9 protein-coding genes are annotated in these 17,537 nt (G+C 72.3%); 7 read left to right on the plus strand and 2 right to left on the minus strand.

What is annotated here, in order from left to right:
• Positions 1-37: 37 nt before the first annotated feature.
• From ACQEVB_RS39575 to ACQEVB_RS39585, 3 genes are all read left to right on the plus strand, one after another.
• Entirely contained in the window at positions 38-964 is a 927-nt protein-coding gene (locus tag ACQEVB_RS39575) for a 2,3-dihydroxyphenylpropionate 1,2-dioxygenase (protein ID WP_432984688.1), read from the plus strand.
• Between the two features lie 169 nt (positions 965-1,133).
• On the plus strand, positions 1,134-1,646 hold the full coding sequence (locus tag ACQEVB_RS39580) for a nuclear transport factor 2 family protein (protein WP_432984691.1): 513 nt from the start codon (positions 1,134-1,136) through the stop codon (positions 1,644-1,646).
• A gap of 90 nt (positions 1,647-1,736) precedes the next feature.
• Positions 1,737-2,150, plus strand: a complete 414-nt coding sequence (locus tag ACQEVB_RS39585; RefSeq protein ID WP_432984694.1) for a hypothetical protein — start codon at positions 1,737-1,739, stop codon at positions 2,148-2,150.
• On the opposite strand, the gene ACQEVB_RS39590 is transcribed toward ACQEVB_RS39585, so the two are convergent.
• A complete protein-coding gene (locus ACQEVB_RS39590; RefSeq protein ID WP_432984697.1) occupies positions 2,128-2,685 on the minus strand; it encodes a TetR family transcriptional regulator in 558 nt (185 codons plus the stop codon). The two genes, ACQEVB_RS39585 and ACQEVB_RS39590, sit on opposite strands and share 23 nt — an antisense overlap.
• 45 nt (positions 2,686-2,730) lie before the next feature.
• Here ACQEVB_RS39590 and ACQEVB_RS39595 point away from each other — a divergent pair, with 45 nt between their 5' ends.
• Positions 2,731-4,212 carry an FAD-dependent monooxygenase gene (locus tag ACQEVB_RS39595; protein WP_432984700.1) on the plus strand — a complete coding sequence of 494 codons (1,482 nt, stop codon included), beginning with the start codon at positions 2,731-2,733 and terminating at the stop codon, positions 4,210-4,212.
• A gap of 685 nt (positions 4,213-4,897) precedes the next feature.
• On the opposite strand, the gene ACQEVB_RS39600 is transcribed toward ACQEVB_RS39595, so the two are convergent.
• Positions 4,898-6,718 (minus strand): TerD family protein, encoded by a 1,821-nt coding sequence (locus ACQEVB_RS39600; RefSeq protein ID WP_432984703.1) that lies wholly within the window; start codon positions 6,716-6,718, stop codon positions 4,898-4,900.
• A gap of 410 nt (positions 6,719-7,128) precedes the next feature.
• Here ACQEVB_RS39600 and ACQEVB_RS39605 point away from each other — a divergent pair, with 410 nt between their 5' ends.
• Genes ACQEVB_RS39605 through ACQEVB_RS39615 form a run of 3 tightly spaced genes read left to right on the plus strand, consistent with a single transcriptional unit; the run spans position 7,129 to position 17,533 of the window.
• Entirely contained in the window at positions 7,129-10,926 is a 3,798-nt protein-coding gene (locus tag ACQEVB_RS39605) for a protein kinase domain-containing protein (RefSeq protein ID WP_432984706.1), read from the plus strand.
• A complete protein-coding gene (gene mads7 / locus ACQEVB_RS39610; RefSeq protein WP_432984709.1) occupies positions 10,926-12,581 on the plus strand; it encodes a methylation-associated defense system protein MAD7 in 1,656 nt (551 codons plus the stop codon). Before ACQEVB_RS39605 ends, mads7 begins: the two co-directional genes overlap by 1 nt.
• A complete protein-coding gene (locus ACQEVB_RS39615; RefSeq protein ID WP_432984712.1) occupies positions 12,578-17,533 on the plus strand; it encodes a helicase HerA domain-containing protein in 4,956 nt (1,651 codons plus the stop codon). The genes mads7 and ACQEVB_RS39615 overlap by 4 nt, the downstream gene beginning before the upstream one ends.
• The last annotated feature ends 4 nt before the right edge of the window (positions 17,534-17,537 follow it).

The raw sequence follows: 17,537 nt of genomic DNA on the forward strand, positions 1-17,537 counted from the left end.
GGGCACAGCGCCGACCGAGCGCCGGCGAGGGAGTGCGATGAGCGAGCTCGTCGGCTTCGTGGGGATGTCGCACTCGCCGTTCGCGACGATGGCCCCGCCGGCGTCCCCGGACGCCCCCGGGGCCGCGTTCATGGCAGCTACTCGTCGGGTCGCCAAGGCCGTCGCGGAGCTCGCGCCCGACATCGCCGTCGTGATCGGGGTCGACCACTTCCACGCCAACTTCTACGACGTCATGCCGCCGTTCGTGCTGGGCGTGGAACAGGCCTCGGGGTTCGGCGACTTCGGCACCACGCCCGGGCAGCTGCCCGTGGCCGGCGAGCTGGCCTGGACGGTGCGCGACGGTCTGACCGCCGCCGGGTTCGACATCGCGCTGTCGTACGCGCTGACCGTCGACCACGGATTCGTGCAGAGCTACGAGATGGCGGGCGCCGGAGGGCTGCCGATGGTTCCGCTGATGGTCAACACGGCGGCGCCGCCGCTGCCGGGTCTGGGCCGCTGCGTCGCGCTCGGCCGCGCGCTGGGCGACGTGCTGCGCGCCGCGCCCGGTCGGCAGCGGGTGCTGGTGATCGGCAGCGGTGGGCTCTCGCACTGGCTGCCGTCCAACGACCCGCGCAGGCTCGACGGCGACCGGCGTACCTCGGTGATCCACGGGCGCGCGGACGTTCGCGCCGTGGCCGCCGTGCGCGAGCCGCGGGTGCGCGCCATGGCCGGCAACCCGGCCGCGCGGGTTGCCGACGTCTGGGACAGCTGGTTCCTGGACCGCCTCACCGCAGGCGACGTCGACGGCGTCGCGGCGATCGGCGACGCGCAGCTGGAGCGCGATGCCGGCTCCGGCGGGAACGAGGTCCGCACCTGGCTGGTGGGTCAGGCGGCGGTCGCACGGCCACTGGTGTGGACGGCCTACGAGCCCGTGCCGGAGTGGATCACCGGCATGGGCGTGGGATGCACGTTCGGCGTTGCCTGACCGCTCTCCGCCCCGTGGGCCGTTCAGTGGATGCACTTCGTGGTGGGCCGACCCGTCCCGCTCACCGGGACGGCCGCTCGGGGAGCGCCTCGACCCCAGCGGATACTCGCCGCGCCAGGTACGCGGGGCGCCGGCGCCATGGACGCGCCGGCCGACGAGGAGGTGGCCGATGACGGCTCTGCCCGAGGCGGTTCCGGTGCTCGCTCCGGCCGATGCGGCGGCGGTCGAGGTGGCAGTGGCGGCGTTCCGCGGCATCCAGCGCGGCGCCGCGACCGGCATCTGGGACGACTTCGTGGATCTGCTCGCCGAGGACGTCCGGATCATGATCCCGGTGCCGGCGAGCGAGGAGAACGCGCCGGAAGGGGTGCTGCGCGGCAAGGACGTCGCCCGGCAGATGTTCACGAACCGGCACGTCGAGAAGGTGCAGGGGGCGGTGCTGGAGGGCAAGCGGATCACCGCCAACGGCTCGGTGGTCTCGATCGAGAGCCGGGTCGAGGGCAACCTCGGCGGCGAGGTGGTGGCGAACCACTTCGTGTTCGTCTTCGAGGTGGCCGCCGGCGGCGAGATCGCCTCCATGTACGAGTACGCGACGTGGACGGCGAAGGGTCCGCACAGCGGCTGGGGGGACCCGGCGTTCGCCCGGGACGCATTCGCGGGGACGGTGCTGCCGTACGGGGGATGACCGGAGGATCCAAGTCATCAACCGTTGACTTCGTCGCGGAGGAGTGCCATCGTGGAAGTCAACGGTTGATGACATGGAAGGTGTGGACACATGCCGGCGAAAGTGCTGCAGACCGGGCTCGACCCGGACGTGATCGACTACTCGTCACCGGAGTTCGCCCGTTTCACCGGGCTCACCCCCGAGGTGCTGCGCAAGGCCAACGACGACAACGTCGCCGCCCTTCGCGCGGCCGGGTTCGACGTCGACAACGTGCTGCTCGATCCCGCCACCGCGGTGGCCGCGGTCCGCGCGGCGGTGACCACCACCCGTTACGACGCCGTGCTGATCGGCGCGGGGGTGCGCATGGTCGCGAGCAACACGCTGCTGTTCGAGGAACTGGTCAACCTCGTGCACGTCGAGCTGCCCGATGCCCGGTTCGTGTTCAACGAGGCGCCCGAGGCCACGCCGGACGACATCCTGCGCTGGTTCGACTCGGCTGCGGCTACCGGCCCACGGGCTCGGTGAGGTAGCGCAGCAGCGTCGGACCGAGCCACTCGAGCAGGTCGGCGCGGCTCATCGTCGCCACGGCCGGCACGCCGAGCACGTAGCGCACGAACGCCAGCCCCAGCATCTGTGACCCGACGAGAGCGGCCCGCCGCGCCGGTTGGTCCAGCGCCGCGGCGGCCAGCGCGGGCTCGGCCTGGGCGAGCAGGGCGTCGCGCAACGCGTCGGCCGCGGGCTCGCTGGTGGCCGCCGCGCGCAGCAGGGCGAGGAAGTTCGGGCTGTCCTCGAAGAGGTCGAGGAAGCGGTCCACCAATGCAGCGGCGATCCTCTCGGGCGGGAGCCCGGCGAGGTCGGGCAGCCGGATCTCCACCCGCGCCGCCTCGGCGAACAGGCCGGCCTTGTTGCCGAAGTACCGGATCACCAGCGCCGGATCGACGCCGACCTCGGCGGCGACCGAGCGGATCGTCACGCGCTCGAAGCCCTCGCGCGCGAACTGGCCGCGGGCGGCGGCGAGGAGGTCGGTGCGGGTCTGCTCCGACGAGCGGGGACGGGCCATCTCCGGAGCATATGTCACCAATTGTTGACTCGAGGGAGAACCCACATGGAACGCACCGAGGTGCTCGTCGTCGGCGGCGGCCCGACCGGCCTGATCCTTGCCGGGGACCTCGCGCGGGCCGGCCGCTCGGTGGTCGTGGCCGAGCGCTGGCCCAGCCGCAACCCGTCCAGCCGCGCGTTCGCCACGATGCCCCGCACCGTGGAGCTGTTCGAGTCACGCGGGCTCGCCGGGCGACTGGTGGCAGTGGGCGCGAAAGCCTCGCGGGTGAACCTGTGGCCCGGGGCGGCGGTGCGCCTGGACCTGCTCGACACACCCCACCCGTACGTCGTCGTCACCCCGCAGACCAACGTCGACGAGATCCTGGAGGACTACGCCCGCGAGCAGGGTGCGCGCATCCAGCGCGGTGTCGAGGTCGTCGCGCTCGGGCAGGACGCGGACGGCGCCACGGTGGTCACGCGGCCGAAGGACGGGGGAGCCGAGGTGCGGTGGCGCGCCGACTACGTCGTCGGCGCCGACGGTGCGCACAGCACCGTGCGGACGCTGCTCGGTGTCGGGTTCCCCGGCAGGCAGGTGCTGTCCTCGGTGGTGCTGGCCGACGTGCTGCCCGCGCATCCGCCGGCCGAAGAGGGGCTCACGCTCGGCAGCACGCGGGAGTGCTTCGGCTTCCTCGCCCCGTACGGCAACGGCTGGTACCGCTCGATGACGTGGGACCGTGCGAAGCAGCTGCCCGACGACGCCCCCGCCGAGGACGCCGACATCCGCGAAGTGCTCGACCGGGCCATGGAACGTGCGGTGGGCGTCGAGGAGATCGGCTGGCGGTCGCGGTTCAGCTGTGCCGAGCGGCAGGTCGAGCGGTATCGGCACGGTCGGGTGTTCCTCGCCGGCGACGCCGCGCACGTCCACTCGCCGATGGGCGGGCAGGGCATGAACACCGGCATCCAGGACGCGGTCAACCTGGCCTGGAAGCTGGCCGCGGTGTTGACCGGGGCCCCTGACGAGGTGCTCGACACCTACCACGCCGAGCGCCACCCGATCGGTCGCCGGGTCCTGGTGCAGAGCGGCGCGATGATGCGCGCCGTCACGCTGCATCCGCGGCCCGCGCGTCGGATGCGCACGATCGTCGGCACCCGGCTGCTGAACTGGCGGCCGTTCGCGAGCCTGGTGGCCGGCAGCTTCTCCGGCGTCGGCCTGCGGTACGGGCGTCGCGGGCCCGTGGGCACCCGCGCCACGCAGATCCCGCTCGTCGAGGGCACAGTGCTGAAGCAGCTGGGCACGCTCGGGTTCCTGCTGATCCGCGAGCAGGGCGCGGCCGCCGTCGACGTCGAGCTCGCGCAGGCCGAGCGCGCCGATGCCGGGCCCGCCGTGCTCGTCCGGCCCGACGGGTACGTCGCGTGGGCCGGGCCGCGTGTCGTGGACGACGGCTGGCGGTCCGCGTACGCGCGCTGGACGGGTCTCGCACCTGATCGATCAGCTGTCCACGCAGACCTGCAGCTCGGGGAAGATCGGAAGGACGGAACCGTTCGGTGACGTCGCGGACCCGCACCGGATCGACGTCGACGTCGCGACACAGCCGGCGGGTGAACCCGAGATCCGTACTCGCGTCGGGTGGCGATCCCCGTGCCGGACGCTCCTTCGGCTGAACGGATCGGCCCTCGTCTGACTCCGAGTGCACGGCGCACGTGCTCACGCGATGGCCCGCATGCCGGGCGGCTCGCGCCGCAGGGGCGCCGCGTTGCCCGCGACGGGCTAGCGCCGGCTGCAGACGTCGTCTGGCCGCGATGGGGAGGGCGTCGCAGATCGCGGACGGATCAGCGCGCCGACGACGGACGCCCCGCCGGCCGGGACCACCGGCACGGACGTCGCCGTAGCCGACGAAGCGGTGCGTCGATGACGGTCGCGCAGACCGACGGGCGCACCCTCCTCGTCGCCGCGACGGACGACGACGTTCGGGTCAGGTAGGCCGCGAGGCTGAAGTGCTCTCCGACGGCCGCGCCACTGGCCAGGTCTAGCACCCTCAGGGTCGTGTCGCTGCGGGCGATGCCGCCGTCGGCGGCGAGGACGACCGGGTGGCCGTTGCACTCGCCGATCGTGGCGGCGTCCGTCTTGACCTGCCCGGCGCCGCGTTCGGAGTTGAGCTGGGCCGACTACCGCATGCAGCTTGGCCGGCCAGCGCAGTGGACGGACGAGGACCGGGCGATCATGAACGGCGGGGTCAGCCCTCGTCGACGGCGACGCCGTAGCGGACGGCGAGCTCCGCGAGACCGTCGTCGTAGCCCTGTCCGATGGCGCGCAGCCGCCAGGACTCGTCGCGGCGGTAGATCTCCGCGAGCAGAAGTGTGCGCTCGGTTGTGGCGGCGTCGAGGGTAGCGGTGGCGGCGGTGACGAGGTCGCTGTCGACGGCGAGGGTGACGGCGCCGAGGTCGCCGAACGTCGCGTCGCCGGCGAGTGCAGCGGCGATGACGATCTTCGTGTGGTGTTCCTCGACCAGGGACAGGTCGACGCGGATGCTCTGCTCGCTGTCGCCGTCCACGGACAGCGTGACAGCGCCGTGGTCGCTGGCGGGGGCGTTGTAGAAGACGAAGTCCTCGTCGGCGACGACGCGTTCGTCGGCGTCGACGAGGAACGCGACGACGTCGACCTCGGTGCCGTCGGCGAGAGCGTCGGCGCGCCATGCCGCGTTGACCGTCCACGCGGCCGCCTCGGGCAGGTCGATGACCTCGCCGCGGACCATGACCGGCACGCCGGGCCCGGCGGTGTCGCTGCGGTGACGCCCGACGTAGGCCGCGAGCTCGGTGTCGGCTGATGCTGTCGGAGCGCTCTCGGTGGCGGGGGCGGGCAGCGTGATGCCGAGGGCGACAGATCCGGTGTGGACCGGCAGGCCCGTTTCGCGGATCCGGTAGAGCCGCCGGTCGGTCTCGCCGCCGGCCATCAGCACGACGTCGGTGACCGCGGCGGTGAAGTTGACCGCGGCGTTCCCGCCCTGTGCGGCGACCTCGGCGCGCACCTCGGCCGCTTGCTCGTGGGTGCCGCCGATGATGAGGACGCGGCGACCGTGCAGCGGGCCGCGCGGGGCTGTCCTGATGCGTGGTCGAGGCGTGGTCGTCCGGGTGGTTGCGCTGGTCACGGGCTCGCCCGGACGGACGTCGGCGAGCAGGCGACGCAGCGTGGCCTCGTCGATGACGGGGATGCCCTCGGCGCGGGCCCGCTCGGCCTTGCGCGTGCGGTACTGGGGGTTGTTGGTGACGAGCACGCTGGTCAGCCGGTTCACGGAGCGGCCGACGTCGAGTCCGGCCGCGACCAGTTCGTCGACGAGCTGCTCACGGGGCACGCTGACGACGCCGGTGACCGCGACGCGCATGCCCTGCACGAGCGGACCGTCGGTCTGGAGTCGACCGGGGTTGCGCCACGGGCACCGCGCCGTGGCCGGCCGCGCGGGGCCGGAGCTGATCTCGCCCTTGCCGTCGCAGCCGACGAGGGGCAGTGGCAGGTCGAGCCGGGCGGCGAGCAGCAGGCTGTGGGTGAGGATGCGGGACAGCACCTCGACGTCGTCGAGCGCGTCGTGGGCACGCTGCTGCGGCACACCCCAGTACCCGGCGAGGGTCCCCAGTTTGTGATCGGGCACCGCGAGACCGAGTCGTCGGCTGAGCGCGAGCGTGCACAGCCGCCGTTCGACGGGCAGCTTGAGCCCGGCCCGCTCGACCTCGGCGGCGAGGAACCGGTGATCGAACGCGGCGTTGTGGGCGACGAGGATCCGCCCGTCCAGCATCTCGAGCAGATCGGGCGCGATCTGCTCGAAGCTCGGCGCGCCCGCCAGCCGCTCGCGGGTGAGACCGTGGATGTGCACCGGCCCGGGGTCCACGCCCGCGTCGACGAGCGTGTGGAACCGCTGCTCAGGGCGTCCTGCTGCGTCCAGGGCCACCGCGGCCACACTGAGGACGCGACCAGTGTCGGGTTGGAAACCCGACGTCTCGACATCGACGACCGCCCAGGAGTGGTCGGTGTCGCGGAGCAGCTCGGTCGCCGCCGTGGTCACCCTCGAACCTCCTGCGCACGTGTGGGTCGCGCGCCACACGGAGGCGGTGACCGTGGGGAGCCGTCACCCTTCCGTCGTCGCGAACGCACATGCCCCTTCGCTGCAGACCGACCCGCTGTTACTCGGTGCGAGCACGTGAATCCGGTACGTGCGCTGATCGCACACGTCCGACCAGGCGGAGGTAACGTCCGTTCGGATCGTCACGAATGCGCAGAAGCTTCGATCATGCTCTCGCCGGCCGCGGTCCCGCCGCGACGTCGTCAGCTGATCGGGTGGACCACCCCATGGGGTGGCCGCGACTGCGCCTCGCACGCACTCCGCTACGGTCGGTCGCGTCCACGGTCGGGGGAAACCGGAGACGTCGGGTGGGCACGGCTCCGGTCGGGTGACGACCGCAATGGAGCGACGACGTGGCGAAGCTGCACGTTCTGGGGGACTGGCACGGGCCGGGTGAGGAGAAGGCCGCGCGGAGACTTGCGGCCGACCTGCCCGACGGCTGGGACATCGTGGCCGGGCGCAACGTGCCGGACGGCATGAGCACCGTCGACATCGATCTCATCGTCGTCTCGCCGCGCGCGGTCTACGTCATCGAGGAGAAGGCGTGGGGCCCCCACGTCATCGTCGGTGAGGTCGCCTGGTTCGTCGGTGGCGACCGGCGGCACAGCCCGAACAGCCAGGTCCAGCATGCAACGCGGGTGCTGGCTGGACGGATCAAGAGCCGAGTACCGGACTGGCGCGACATCGAGCGGGAGTTCCCGCGGGGGCACTACGTCGTGCGCGGCCACGTGCTGATGTCGCACGACAAGCTGCTCCTTGAAGGTGCGAACGAACTCGGTGCGGATGTCGTCCTGTGCCTCGAGGATGCCGCGACGACCCTCCAGCGACTCGACGCCACTTGCCCGGCTGCGATGGGTGCTCGTCGCAAGCAGCTGATGGCATTCCTGCTGGGGCTCAAGCGGCGCGGTCCGGCCGCGTCGCCCGTGCAGATCTACCAGTACCGGGTCGAGGGCAAGCCGATGAGTCGCGGCAACGCGGTCGTCTACAGCGCCCGCACCCCCGGCGGGGGGCTGGTCGGGCTGTTCCTCGTGCCCATCGCCGCCGCGTCCGACCCGGCGGCGGCACGGCTGCTCGCCACCCGCGAACACGACGCTCTCGCCGCCCTCGCCGCAGCGGACCGGACCTGGGGCGTGCAACCCTGGTTCCCTTGGGAGGGCTACCTCGTCACGCCGGTCACCGTCCTCATGGACGGCACCAGCCTCGCCAAGCTCACGCGCTCGCGGCGGCACGTCGACGCGTCAGGGCGAGTGCCGGTCGAGGTCGGTGTTCCGGTCGTCCGGGACGCGTTCCAGGCCCTCGCGGACGTCCACGAGCACGGCATCACCCACCGGGCGCTCCAGCCGTCCAGCATCGAGGTCACGCCCGAGAACAGGGTGCGGTTCAAGGACTTCGACCGCGCCCACCTGCCGTCGACGCAGACCATTGCGCCCGCCCTTGACGACACCCATCCGTCGGCGGCCTTTCACGCCCCGGGCGTGACGATGGAGATGTTCCGGCCGGCTGACGACCTCTACAGTCTGGCGCTCTGCCTGGTGCAATGGCTGTACTGCGATCCCACCGACAAACCCGACCACGACCTCGCCCGCCGGCGGGCCGCGGAGTATCCCGAGGTCGGTGAGGTGCTGAGCCGATGCCTGGCGCGTGGGTCGGGCGAGCCGTTCTCGGCAGCCGAGGCCGTCGCCGCGCTGACGCCCGAGCAGCCGGCACCTCCAGCGCCCGACCCCGAGCCCGTGGACGTCGTCGAGGAAGGCGCCTTGCTCGGAGGTCGGTACCGACTACTGCGGGTCCTCGGCGAAGGCGCCTGGGCCGTCACCTGGCTCGCCCACGACGAGAACCTCGACGAGCGCCGCACGGTGAAGCACCTGCGGCCCGGCCGCACGACCCCGGAGCAGGTCAGGACCGAGTACGACACCGCGGCGGCGCTGCGCAGCTTCCACTGCGCCCGGATGCACGACCGGCTCGCGAAGCCCGAGCCCGGTTGTCTCGTGCAGGAGTACGTCCCCGGGGAGACGCTCCACGACCTGACCAACGGCCGCCCGCCCCTCGAGAGGGAACAGGCGCGCCGCATCGCGATCGACGTGCTCACCGGCCTGGCCGACGCGCACACCCGGTCGATCTATCACCGCGACGTGAGCCCGCACAACATCATCGTGCGCGACGACGGGCAGGCTGTCCTGATCGACTTCGGGCTCGCGTCCCGAGCCGACGCCGCACAGTCGGCGGTCGGTTCGCCGCCCTACACTGCGCCTGAGGTCTGGACCCGGCGCACCTGGTCGCCTGCCGCCGACGTCTACAGCGCGTCGGCGGCGGTGCTGCAGGCCATGCTCGGCCGGCTGCCTTACGCCGGACCGGGCATCGAGGAGCGGCGCACGCTGGTCCCCCCGACGTCCGAGCACTTCGGGCGGTACGGGCAGGCGCTGCTCGACGTGCTCTACCGCGGGATCGCATACGACCCGGCCGACCGCCCGTCCGACGCGCGGGCGTTCGCCGAGGAGGTGCGACGGGCGAGCGACATCGTCCCCGCGGTGGGCCGCCGCGTCGTCAACCCGACTGTCGCCGCGCTGCGCGGGCTCTATAGGCACAGCCGGATCGGCAATGCCGGCAACCGCGGGCTCGACGACGCGTTCGCGAGGGACACCTACGTCGCGACGAGGCTCGACTCTGAGCTGTTGCCGGCGATCGTCCGCGGTGCGCTCGACGTCGTCGTGCTGTCCGGCAATCCCGGCGACGGCAAGACCTCGTTCCTGGTCAACGTCGGCGCCGAGCTCGACCGGGCTGGCGCGGTCACGCTGCACAGCGACGCCGCCGGCTGGCGCCGCCGGCTCGGGAGCCGCACGTTCGCGGCCGTCTACGACGCGTCCGAGTCGCATGGCGATCTCACCTCGGATGCCCTGGTCGAGCAGGCCTTCGAACCCAGCGCTGAAGGCGAGGACGAGCACACCGTGTTGCTGGCCGCGAACGACGGCCGCATCGCCCAGTTCTGCGCCGACCACGGCGAGCGCTACCCGGAGGTCACGGCTGAACTGGAGCGCCAGCGGCTCGGCGCGGCGGTTGCACCGGATGCGCGGATCGTGCTCGTGGATCTCAAGCGTCGCGCGCTGGCCCTGCCTGACCTGGACGGACGCTCGCTCGGGGTCAACGTCCTCTCGGAGCTGACCGTGCTGCACCGCTGGGAGGTGTGCAGCGGCTGCGAGGTCCGTGAGGTGTGCCCGATCAAGCGCAACGCCGAGCTCCTTCGCGCGGGGCAGGCCCGCCGAACGGTCTCGGAGCTGCTGCTCACCAGTCACCTGCGGCGTCGCCGACGGGCGACCGTCCGCGACGTGCGATCGGCGTTCGGGTGGTTGATCACGGCGGACCGGTCCTGCGAGGAGGTGCACGACGACGTCGAGAGCGGCCGCGATCCCGGACCCGGGCGACAGGCGTTCGACCTGGCGTTCGACGCGGCGAGCCGTGACTACCTCGTGCAGGAGTGGGCGGAGCTGGACCCCGCGACGCTGCCGGCGCCCGCACTGGCGCGCGCCGCGCGCACCAACCGCCGGGTGGTGCCGGACCTGGCAGGGCTCGACATCGACACGATGACCCACCTGAAGCGCGCCGCCCTGTTCGGTGCGTGGCCGGTCCCCGGGGCCGAGCACGAGGTGCGCAGCTACCGCCACCTGCCGGCATTTCTCGACGCGCTCGCCGATCCGGCGACCGGCCTCACCCGGATCCTGCTCGGCGTCTCGCGGGTGCTCGCGTTCGTCGGTTACCAGGACGAGGGGCACCTCGCCCTGCGTGACCGGGTCTTCGACGACCCCGCGGTCCGGTCGATCGTCGTCGTGAAGGAGCTCCCAGCGACCGAGTTCCGGCTGATCGGCCTGACCGGCGCGGCGCCGTTCGTCGAGTCGTTCCCCGACCAGTTGGAGCTGCGGCACCTCCGGTCCGGGGCGCGGTTGCGGATCACCCTGGACACCGCCGAGCTGCTCCTGCGTTCCGCCGACGGCGAAATCCTCGGCGACCTCGCTTCGGCGGCGTTGCGGCAGGAGATCCAGGGCTTCGGCGATCGCCTCCGGCTCCAGCCCGCGCGCACGGTCAAGATCGTGGATGGAGCCGGGTCGTCGGTCACCGCCACGGCTACGCCCGACGGCCGCATCGTCCGAGAGGTCTCCTGATGACGATCACGCTGCCCGTGCCGCTCCGCACCTACCAGTACCGCCCACTGACGGTGTTCTCCCTGCTTGATACCGATCCCGACCGGGTGCTGCCCTCCCTGTTCGAGATGTGTGTGAAGGGCGGCCGGTCGAGCCGGTCGCGCACCGACGCCCGCGACTACCTCGGATACCGCCAGGCATTGCTCGACAGCGGTGCTGTCAGCGGGTTCAGCGAGAAGCGCGACCTGGCGTTGCTCGACGGCTGGCTGCGCTCCTGTGTCGTCGACATGGGCACGGTCGGCCGGTCTGGGACCGGAGAGCAGATGCTCTCGATCGCCCCGCTCACGCTCGCCGCCTACCGGGCCGGGCTCCCCAAGGAGCGCACCCGGCACCGCGGCATCGACGACGTCGTCTACCGCCTGCTGCTCGACGCGGTCGCCGCCGATCTGGCGGACGCAGGCCCCGGTGCGCCCACCGCCGCACTGCGCGAGCTGGTCACCCGCACCCTCGGGCGCGGCCTGGCCATCGGACCAGCGCCCACCTGGGAGCCGCGTCTTGATGACCCGGCCGAGCTCGACGTCGGCGCGCTGCTCGCGTTCCGGTTCGTCGAGGGATTCGCGATGGGGGACGCGCGGGAGGTGGCGTCGACCGCGCCCGACAGTCCACTGCCCGGCGTCACCGCCGCCCTGGGCAGGATGTTGCTCGACCACCTGCGGGTCTACGGCGACCGACTTCCGGTGCCCGCTTTGATGTCGAGCTTCGCTGCCCTGATGACGATCGGCGTGCTGGGATACACCCAGCGCGCTGATGCTGCGGCGCGCGAGCTGCTGCGAACCGGGGAAGCACCACCTGACATGGGGGACGGTGCTGCCCCACCCTCCCCGCTGGAGCTCTACTGCGACTTCACCGGCGTCCTCGGGTCCGAGTCCGACCGGATGTCGAGGGCCTGCGTCGCGCGGGACCTGGACCGCGTCCGACTCGCGTTCCGCGACCGCATGACGTTCGTCGTCGTCGAGAACGCGCTGCCGCGCATCCCGGCCGAAGCAGAGCGGCGTGGTGAGCTGTCGGCAGCGGCGCGCCTCGTCCAGCTCGCGCAGCTACGAGAGCACAAGCGGATCGAGTCGTACGCCGAGAACCGGATCGACGACCTCGTCGCCCAGGCGCAGTCGTCGCCCGATGCGACCGGCCCCGACCTGGATCTGCTGGAGCGCCTGCAGCGCTCCGACATCGCCGAGCTCGACAAGCTGCTCGACCTGCTGGAGCACGTCAACCAGGACAAGGCCGTGCGCAACGCGGCGGCCTGGTTCAAGTCGGTGGGCGGTATCGAGAAGCCGTACGGACTGCTCCGCGGGGATGTCCGCAACCGCAGGTCATGGCGCTACGCGCCGGGCGACGAGCTGCTGACGGCGTTGCTGCTGGCGGTGTTCGTCGAGCCGGGCGGGTCGGGTCACTGTGCCGCGATGCCGCTGCGCGACGTCCTCGCCGCGCTCGCGCACCGATTCGGCATCCTCGTCGACCGCCCGCCGGCGTTCCTCGACGGTGCCGAGGCCCGCGAGGCTGCCACCGCCAACCGGGAAGCGTTCACGCAGCGGCTGCAGCTACTGGGCTGCTTCGACAGCCTGTCGGACGACTTCTCCGTGCAGATCGTCCGCCACCCCCTCGGAGACCCCGCATGACGCGCACGTCCGCCGATCCGCACACGCTCCCCGACATCGTCCTCAGAGCAGTCGCCGAGCAGATCGCGACCGCCATCGACGGTCGTGAGGCCGGCCACTGCACACGCATCGACAGCATCCGCCGTGCGGACGCGGCGCAGCTCGTCGATCTGCTGCGGGAGCGGTTGCCCTACGGGGCCGCGGACGTCCATGTTCTGGTCGATCGTGTCGGCGAAGCCGATGGCAAGCTGTCGGTGCCCGCCGAACGGGCCGTCGAGCTGCGCAACCGCAAGGAACGACCGCTGATCCTCATGGTGCCGGTCGGCAGCGGTTCGGCGGCCAGCTCCCTCGACAACAGCTTCGCCCGCATCGACGTGACCCGTCTCCTGGCCACCGCCGCGGATGCGCTCCTGGAGTCGGTCGGGGATCAGGAACTGCAGGCCGGGGTACGCCAGGTGGCGCGCGAGCTGGGCCGCACCCGACCCGTCGAGGCGTGGGCGCGCTTCGTGGCGGCAGTGGCGGCAGAGCCCACATGGGAAGCTGCCGGCGCCGCGTTGTGGGAGGTCGGCCTGATCCCCGATCTCGGCGGGCCCGAACTGGTCGGGAGGTTGTCGCGCAACGCCGCCTGCGTGCGCGCGATCGCGCGTCCTGGACGTGCTGTGGCGTCGGTGGCCGACCGGCTCACGACCGCAGCGCTGGTGGATGGCCCGGCTCGCGATCGGATCATGCGCTTCCTGACCCGGCCCGAGATCGACCTCTCGGACGCCCCGATGTGGGCCGCGCTGCTCCCTGGCGACCTGACGTTCGAGGTGTGGCCCCTCGTTGACCGGCCTCCGACGGAGCTGAACAGCGTCCGGCTCGATGCATTCCTCAAGGACGACGGCACGCTGCGCGCCGGAACCCGGCTGAACCAGGAGGGGCCGGGCGAGCTGCCCTACGTGGAGACCGGCCCGGACACGCCAGGTTCCGTGCTGGTCAAGTGGCGGACCGACCCCCCGACCACCGCCGGGGTCGACCGCTGGCTGCTGGAGGTACTGCCGCCGGCGGACCTGCGCGATCCCGATGCTGCCCCGGTCGCGCGACAGACCGTCAAGGGCGACAAGAACCGCGCAACCATCCGCATCGACGTCGCCGAGGAGGACGTGGCCGACAACGGCCTGGTCGTGGTTCGCCTCACCGCGATCGACGCCGACGGCCAGCCGGTGCTGCTGCGCAGCGGCGGCGAAGCCGTCGACGAGAGCCAGCAGTTCGCCCTCCGCTGGGAGGAGGACCCGGTCGGTGGCGTGAGCCGCCGCGCCTCGGCCCCGTCGCTCGCGCAGGCGCGGCTGGACGCCGCCCTCGACGGGCAGGACGATCTCGCCGAGGGCAGCCCGACCTGGAGCAGCGGTGCGTTCTCCGTCCGGCTCGGCGGCAGGCGCACCGCTCATCTCGCGCTGAGTCCAGCGCTGGTCACGGTGCAGGACCAGCTCGTGCAGTCGCGCGGACGCGCTGTGGCGTGGGAGGCAGACGGCCGGCTGGGCGAGGTGCTCGACGCGGAGGCGTTCGAGCCCGTGGCCGGGACGCTGCCGCCGGCGTTCGGTGAGCGGCGGCGTCGGCTGTTCGAGAGGCTCGACGCCCGCCGGCCGCGACACGCGGTCGAGGCCCTCGAATGGGATGACGAGCTGCGGCAGGAGGTCTCGACGTACTGCCAGACCTACCGGCGCGCGCTCGACTCCGCCCCGGACGACGAGACCCGCACCGCGCTGCTGGCGCTCGACACCGTCCGCCTCTCCATCGACACCGTCGGGCATCCGCCCATCGCCGCGGTACTCGTCCTTCCGCTGCATCCCTTGCGCCTGAGCTGGGCCGCCGAGTACGACGCGACGCTGACCCGGTGGGCGGGTGAACTGTCGACCGTCGGGCGGACCGCGGCGAAGCGCAGGCAGGCCGTCGACGCTCGGCTGGTGCGCCGGGTCACGCCCGCGAACCTGCCGTTCGCGATCTACGGGGTCAACGGCCTCCCGTACGTGTACGCGCGGGAGGCGACGCTGGGCACGGGCATCTACCTGCATGCCGACGAGGCGGAACCGGGTGCTGCCGTTCAGGCAGTGTTCGAGGTGCTCGGGCTGGATCGCCGCGATGTCGCCGCCGAGGTGCCGCCGGCGTCGGTTGCCGAGAGGTTCGCTGCCTACCGTGCGGTCAACCCGGGCCAGGACGGCTTGCGCGTGCTCGTCTACAACGCCGGCTCGGGCGAGCTGCTCGCCCGAGCCCTGGCCGAGTCGGTGCTGCGCGAACCGGACCGCGACGAGGAACTGGCCGCGCCCCCGGCTCGCCTGGAGATCACGGCGTACAGCAACCGCCCCTCGTACACCGACCCGGTGCCGGCGCTGACCGACCTGCAGCGTGCCGTCGCGACGCAGCAGGTGAGCGGGGCCCGGTCGCACCTCACACCTCCGCTCGGGCTGACCGTGCGTGCGCACTCCAGGCTGGCGGGTGATCACGAGGCCGCGAACATCGGCGTCGTCGCCGATCTCGCGGTGACGCGGACCGCGGATGCGGCGACCGTGGCGGCGGTCGCCGTGCCGGACGCCGCGACCTCGTTCCGCAACCTGCTGACGCCTGCGCAGACGCAGCGGGTCGCCGCCCCGACGCCGGTGTGGCGGACCGCCCCGGCGGTCCGGCTGCGCAATCGCGAGGGGGCCGTCGACGCCGTTGATGCGCACCGGAGTTACCAAGCTGCATTGTCCATCGCGCTCGGCTACGCAGGCGGACCGCTCGCGCTCACTGCCCAACTCGACGCAGCCGAGCTCGACACCCTGCGGGCCGCGCACGAGCGGGCCGACTGGGTCGTCACCCTCGACCGCAACCTCGGCCTCGACCTCTTCACGGCCGCGGACGGCGACGCTGCGCCCTACCTGCTCGACTACGCGCCCGACTTCCTGGAGGGGCTCGGCCCGCGCCTCACCGTCACGACCACCCATCGCGGCGAAGTCGAACGCTTGCTCGCCGACGCCATGCACGGGCTGGATCTGGCAGCGGTGGAGGACTCGGTCCGCCTCGTGCTCGACCACCTGCAGGTCGTCTCGGGGCGCCTCGCACTGCGCCTGGTCGGCCGCTCCACGCTCGCCACGGAGGCCGTCAGTCTCGCCGCCCTGGTCGCGCACCTTCGCCGTCGCGGCGAGCTCGACGGCTGCCTCGTCGTTCCCGTCGACGCGCACCAGGAGGTCTTCGGCGACACGCGCGGCGACTCCGGCGTCCGGCGCTGCGACGTGATCGTCGTGCGCACCACCGCTCGGACGATGCGGATGGAGTGCATCGAGGTGAAGTCGCGCCGCGCATCCGCCCTACCGGCCGCGCTCGTCGACGACGTGGTCGACCAGCTCGACGCGACGGTGGCGATGCTGCACGACACGTTCTTCCGCACCGATCCGCCGCGCATCGACGCCGAGCTCCAGCGTGCCCGGCTCGGTGGCATCCTGCGCCACCACGCCGACCGCGCGCTCGCCATGGGCCTGCTCGACCGGCGGCGGCGCGGCGAGATCGAGCGCATGATCGAGAAGGTCGAGGACGGTGCGCTGGTGCCTGAAATCGGCAGGCGCGGATACGTCATCAGCCTCGCCGGGACGGCCGGGTTCCCCGCCATGCACCGCGGGGTGAAGATCGACGTGCTGACGGCGGCCGAACTCGGTTCACTCGGGTTCACATCTCGGCGGGGCGCCCCTGTCGCCCCCGCACCGGACTGGCGGGCCGAGCCCGCTCCGACCAGCGCGGAGCCCACGCGCCCGCGACCGTCGCCTCGTCCGCGGAACGTTCCACCTGCTGGCCCCGAGGTGACTGCGGAGCTTCCTGCGGTGGTCCCCGGCGCGTTGGTCGGTTCGTCGACCGACGACGAGCAGACCGTGGTCATCGTCGATCCGCTGCGGGCCGAGGCGCCCCCGGCACCTGGTTCAAAGCCACGTCCGGTGGTGGAGCTGCCGCAGGCCGTCGACGTCACGCTCGGGACGGACGCGCACGCCGCGGACGTCAGCTGGCGCATCAGCACCGCCGGCAGCCCGCACCTGTTCGTGCTGGGCATCCCCGGCCAGGGCAAGTCCGTGACGACCAGGCGGATCCTCAACTCGTTCGCCGATCAGGGCCTGCCGGCACTGGTCGTCGACTTCCACGGCGATATGGCCGCCGCGCCCGCCGGCGGCGCGGCGGTCCTGGATGCTGCCCAGGGGTTGCCGATCACCCCGTTCGAGCTCGACGAGCCCGGCCGCTACCGCGAGGTGTCGTGGGAGCTGTCCGAGGTCATCGGCTACGTGTGCGGGCTCGGAGAGATCCAGCGCAACGCCGTCTACGACGGTGTCCGCGCGATCTACGAGGCCAAAGGCTTTCCGCTCCCGGCGAGCCCTGACAACTGGCCGACGATGGAGGATCTCGCGACCGCCGTCGCTGCGGTCGACACGAGCGCCCGCACCCGCAACGTGGTCGCCCGCCTGCGCCCGCTGAGCGACTTCGGCCTCTTCGCCGATCCGGCCGGCAGCCGCCCCTTCGCCGACCTGCTCCGACAGGGCGTCGTGATCGACGTGCACGGCCTGATGGAACAGGTCCAGCGCGCCGCGGGCGCGTTCGTGCTGCGCAAGGTCTACCGGGAGATGTTCCGGTGGGGGCAGACGAAGCAGCTGCGCCTGGCCGTCGTGCTCGACGAGGCCCACCGCCTCGCCCGCGACGTCACTCTCCCGAAGATCATGAAGGAGGGCCGCAAGTACGGCGTCGCCGTCGTGGTCGCGAGCCAGGGCGTCGAGGACTTCCACCCCGACGTCCTCGGCAACGCCGGCACGAAGGTGGCGTTCCGCTGCAACTACCCGCAGAGCCGAAAGGTCGCCGGATTCCTTCGGGGAAGGAGCGGCCAGGACATGTCCGAGGCGCTGGAGGGGCTCGCAGTGGGACAGGCGTACGTGTCGACGCCGGATCATGCGTCGGCGCGGAAGGTGTTCATGGCGCGGGACTGATCGT

Source organism: Pseudonocardia sp. CA-107938, from assembly GCF_050936315.1.
GTDB lineage: Bacteria > Actinomycetota > Actinomycetes > Mycobacteriales > Pseudonocardiaceae > Pseudonocardia.

Coding starts and splice junctions, on each gene's coding strand:
- ACQEVB_RS39575 (WP_432984688.1), top strand. CDS start 38: ATGAGCGAGCTCGTCGGCTTCGTGGGGATGTCGCACTCGCCGTTCGCG.
- ACQEVB_RS39580 (WP_432984691.1), top strand. CDS start 1,134: ATGACGGCTCTGCCCGAGGCGGTTCCGGTGCTCGCTCCGGCCGATGCG.
- ACQEVB_RS39585 (WP_432984694.1), top strand. CDS start 1,737: ATGCCGGCGAAAGTGCTGCAGACCGGGCTCGACCCGGACGTGATCGAC.
- ACQEVB_RS39590 (WP_432984697.1), bottom strand. CDS start 2,685: ATGGCCCGTCCCCGCTCGTCGGAGCAGACCCGCACCGACCTCCTCGCC.
- ACQEVB_RS39595 (WP_432984700.1), top strand. CDS start 2,731: ATGGAACGCACCGAGGTGCTCGTCGTCGGCGGCGGCCCGACCGGCCTG.
- mads7 (WP_432984709.1), top strand. CDS start 10,926: ATGACGATCACGCTGCCCGTGCCGCTCCGCACCTACCAGTACCGCCCA.
- ACQEVB_RS39615 (WP_432984712.1), top strand. CDS start 12,578: ATGACGCGCACGTCCGCCGATCCGCACACGCTCCCCGACATCGTCCTC.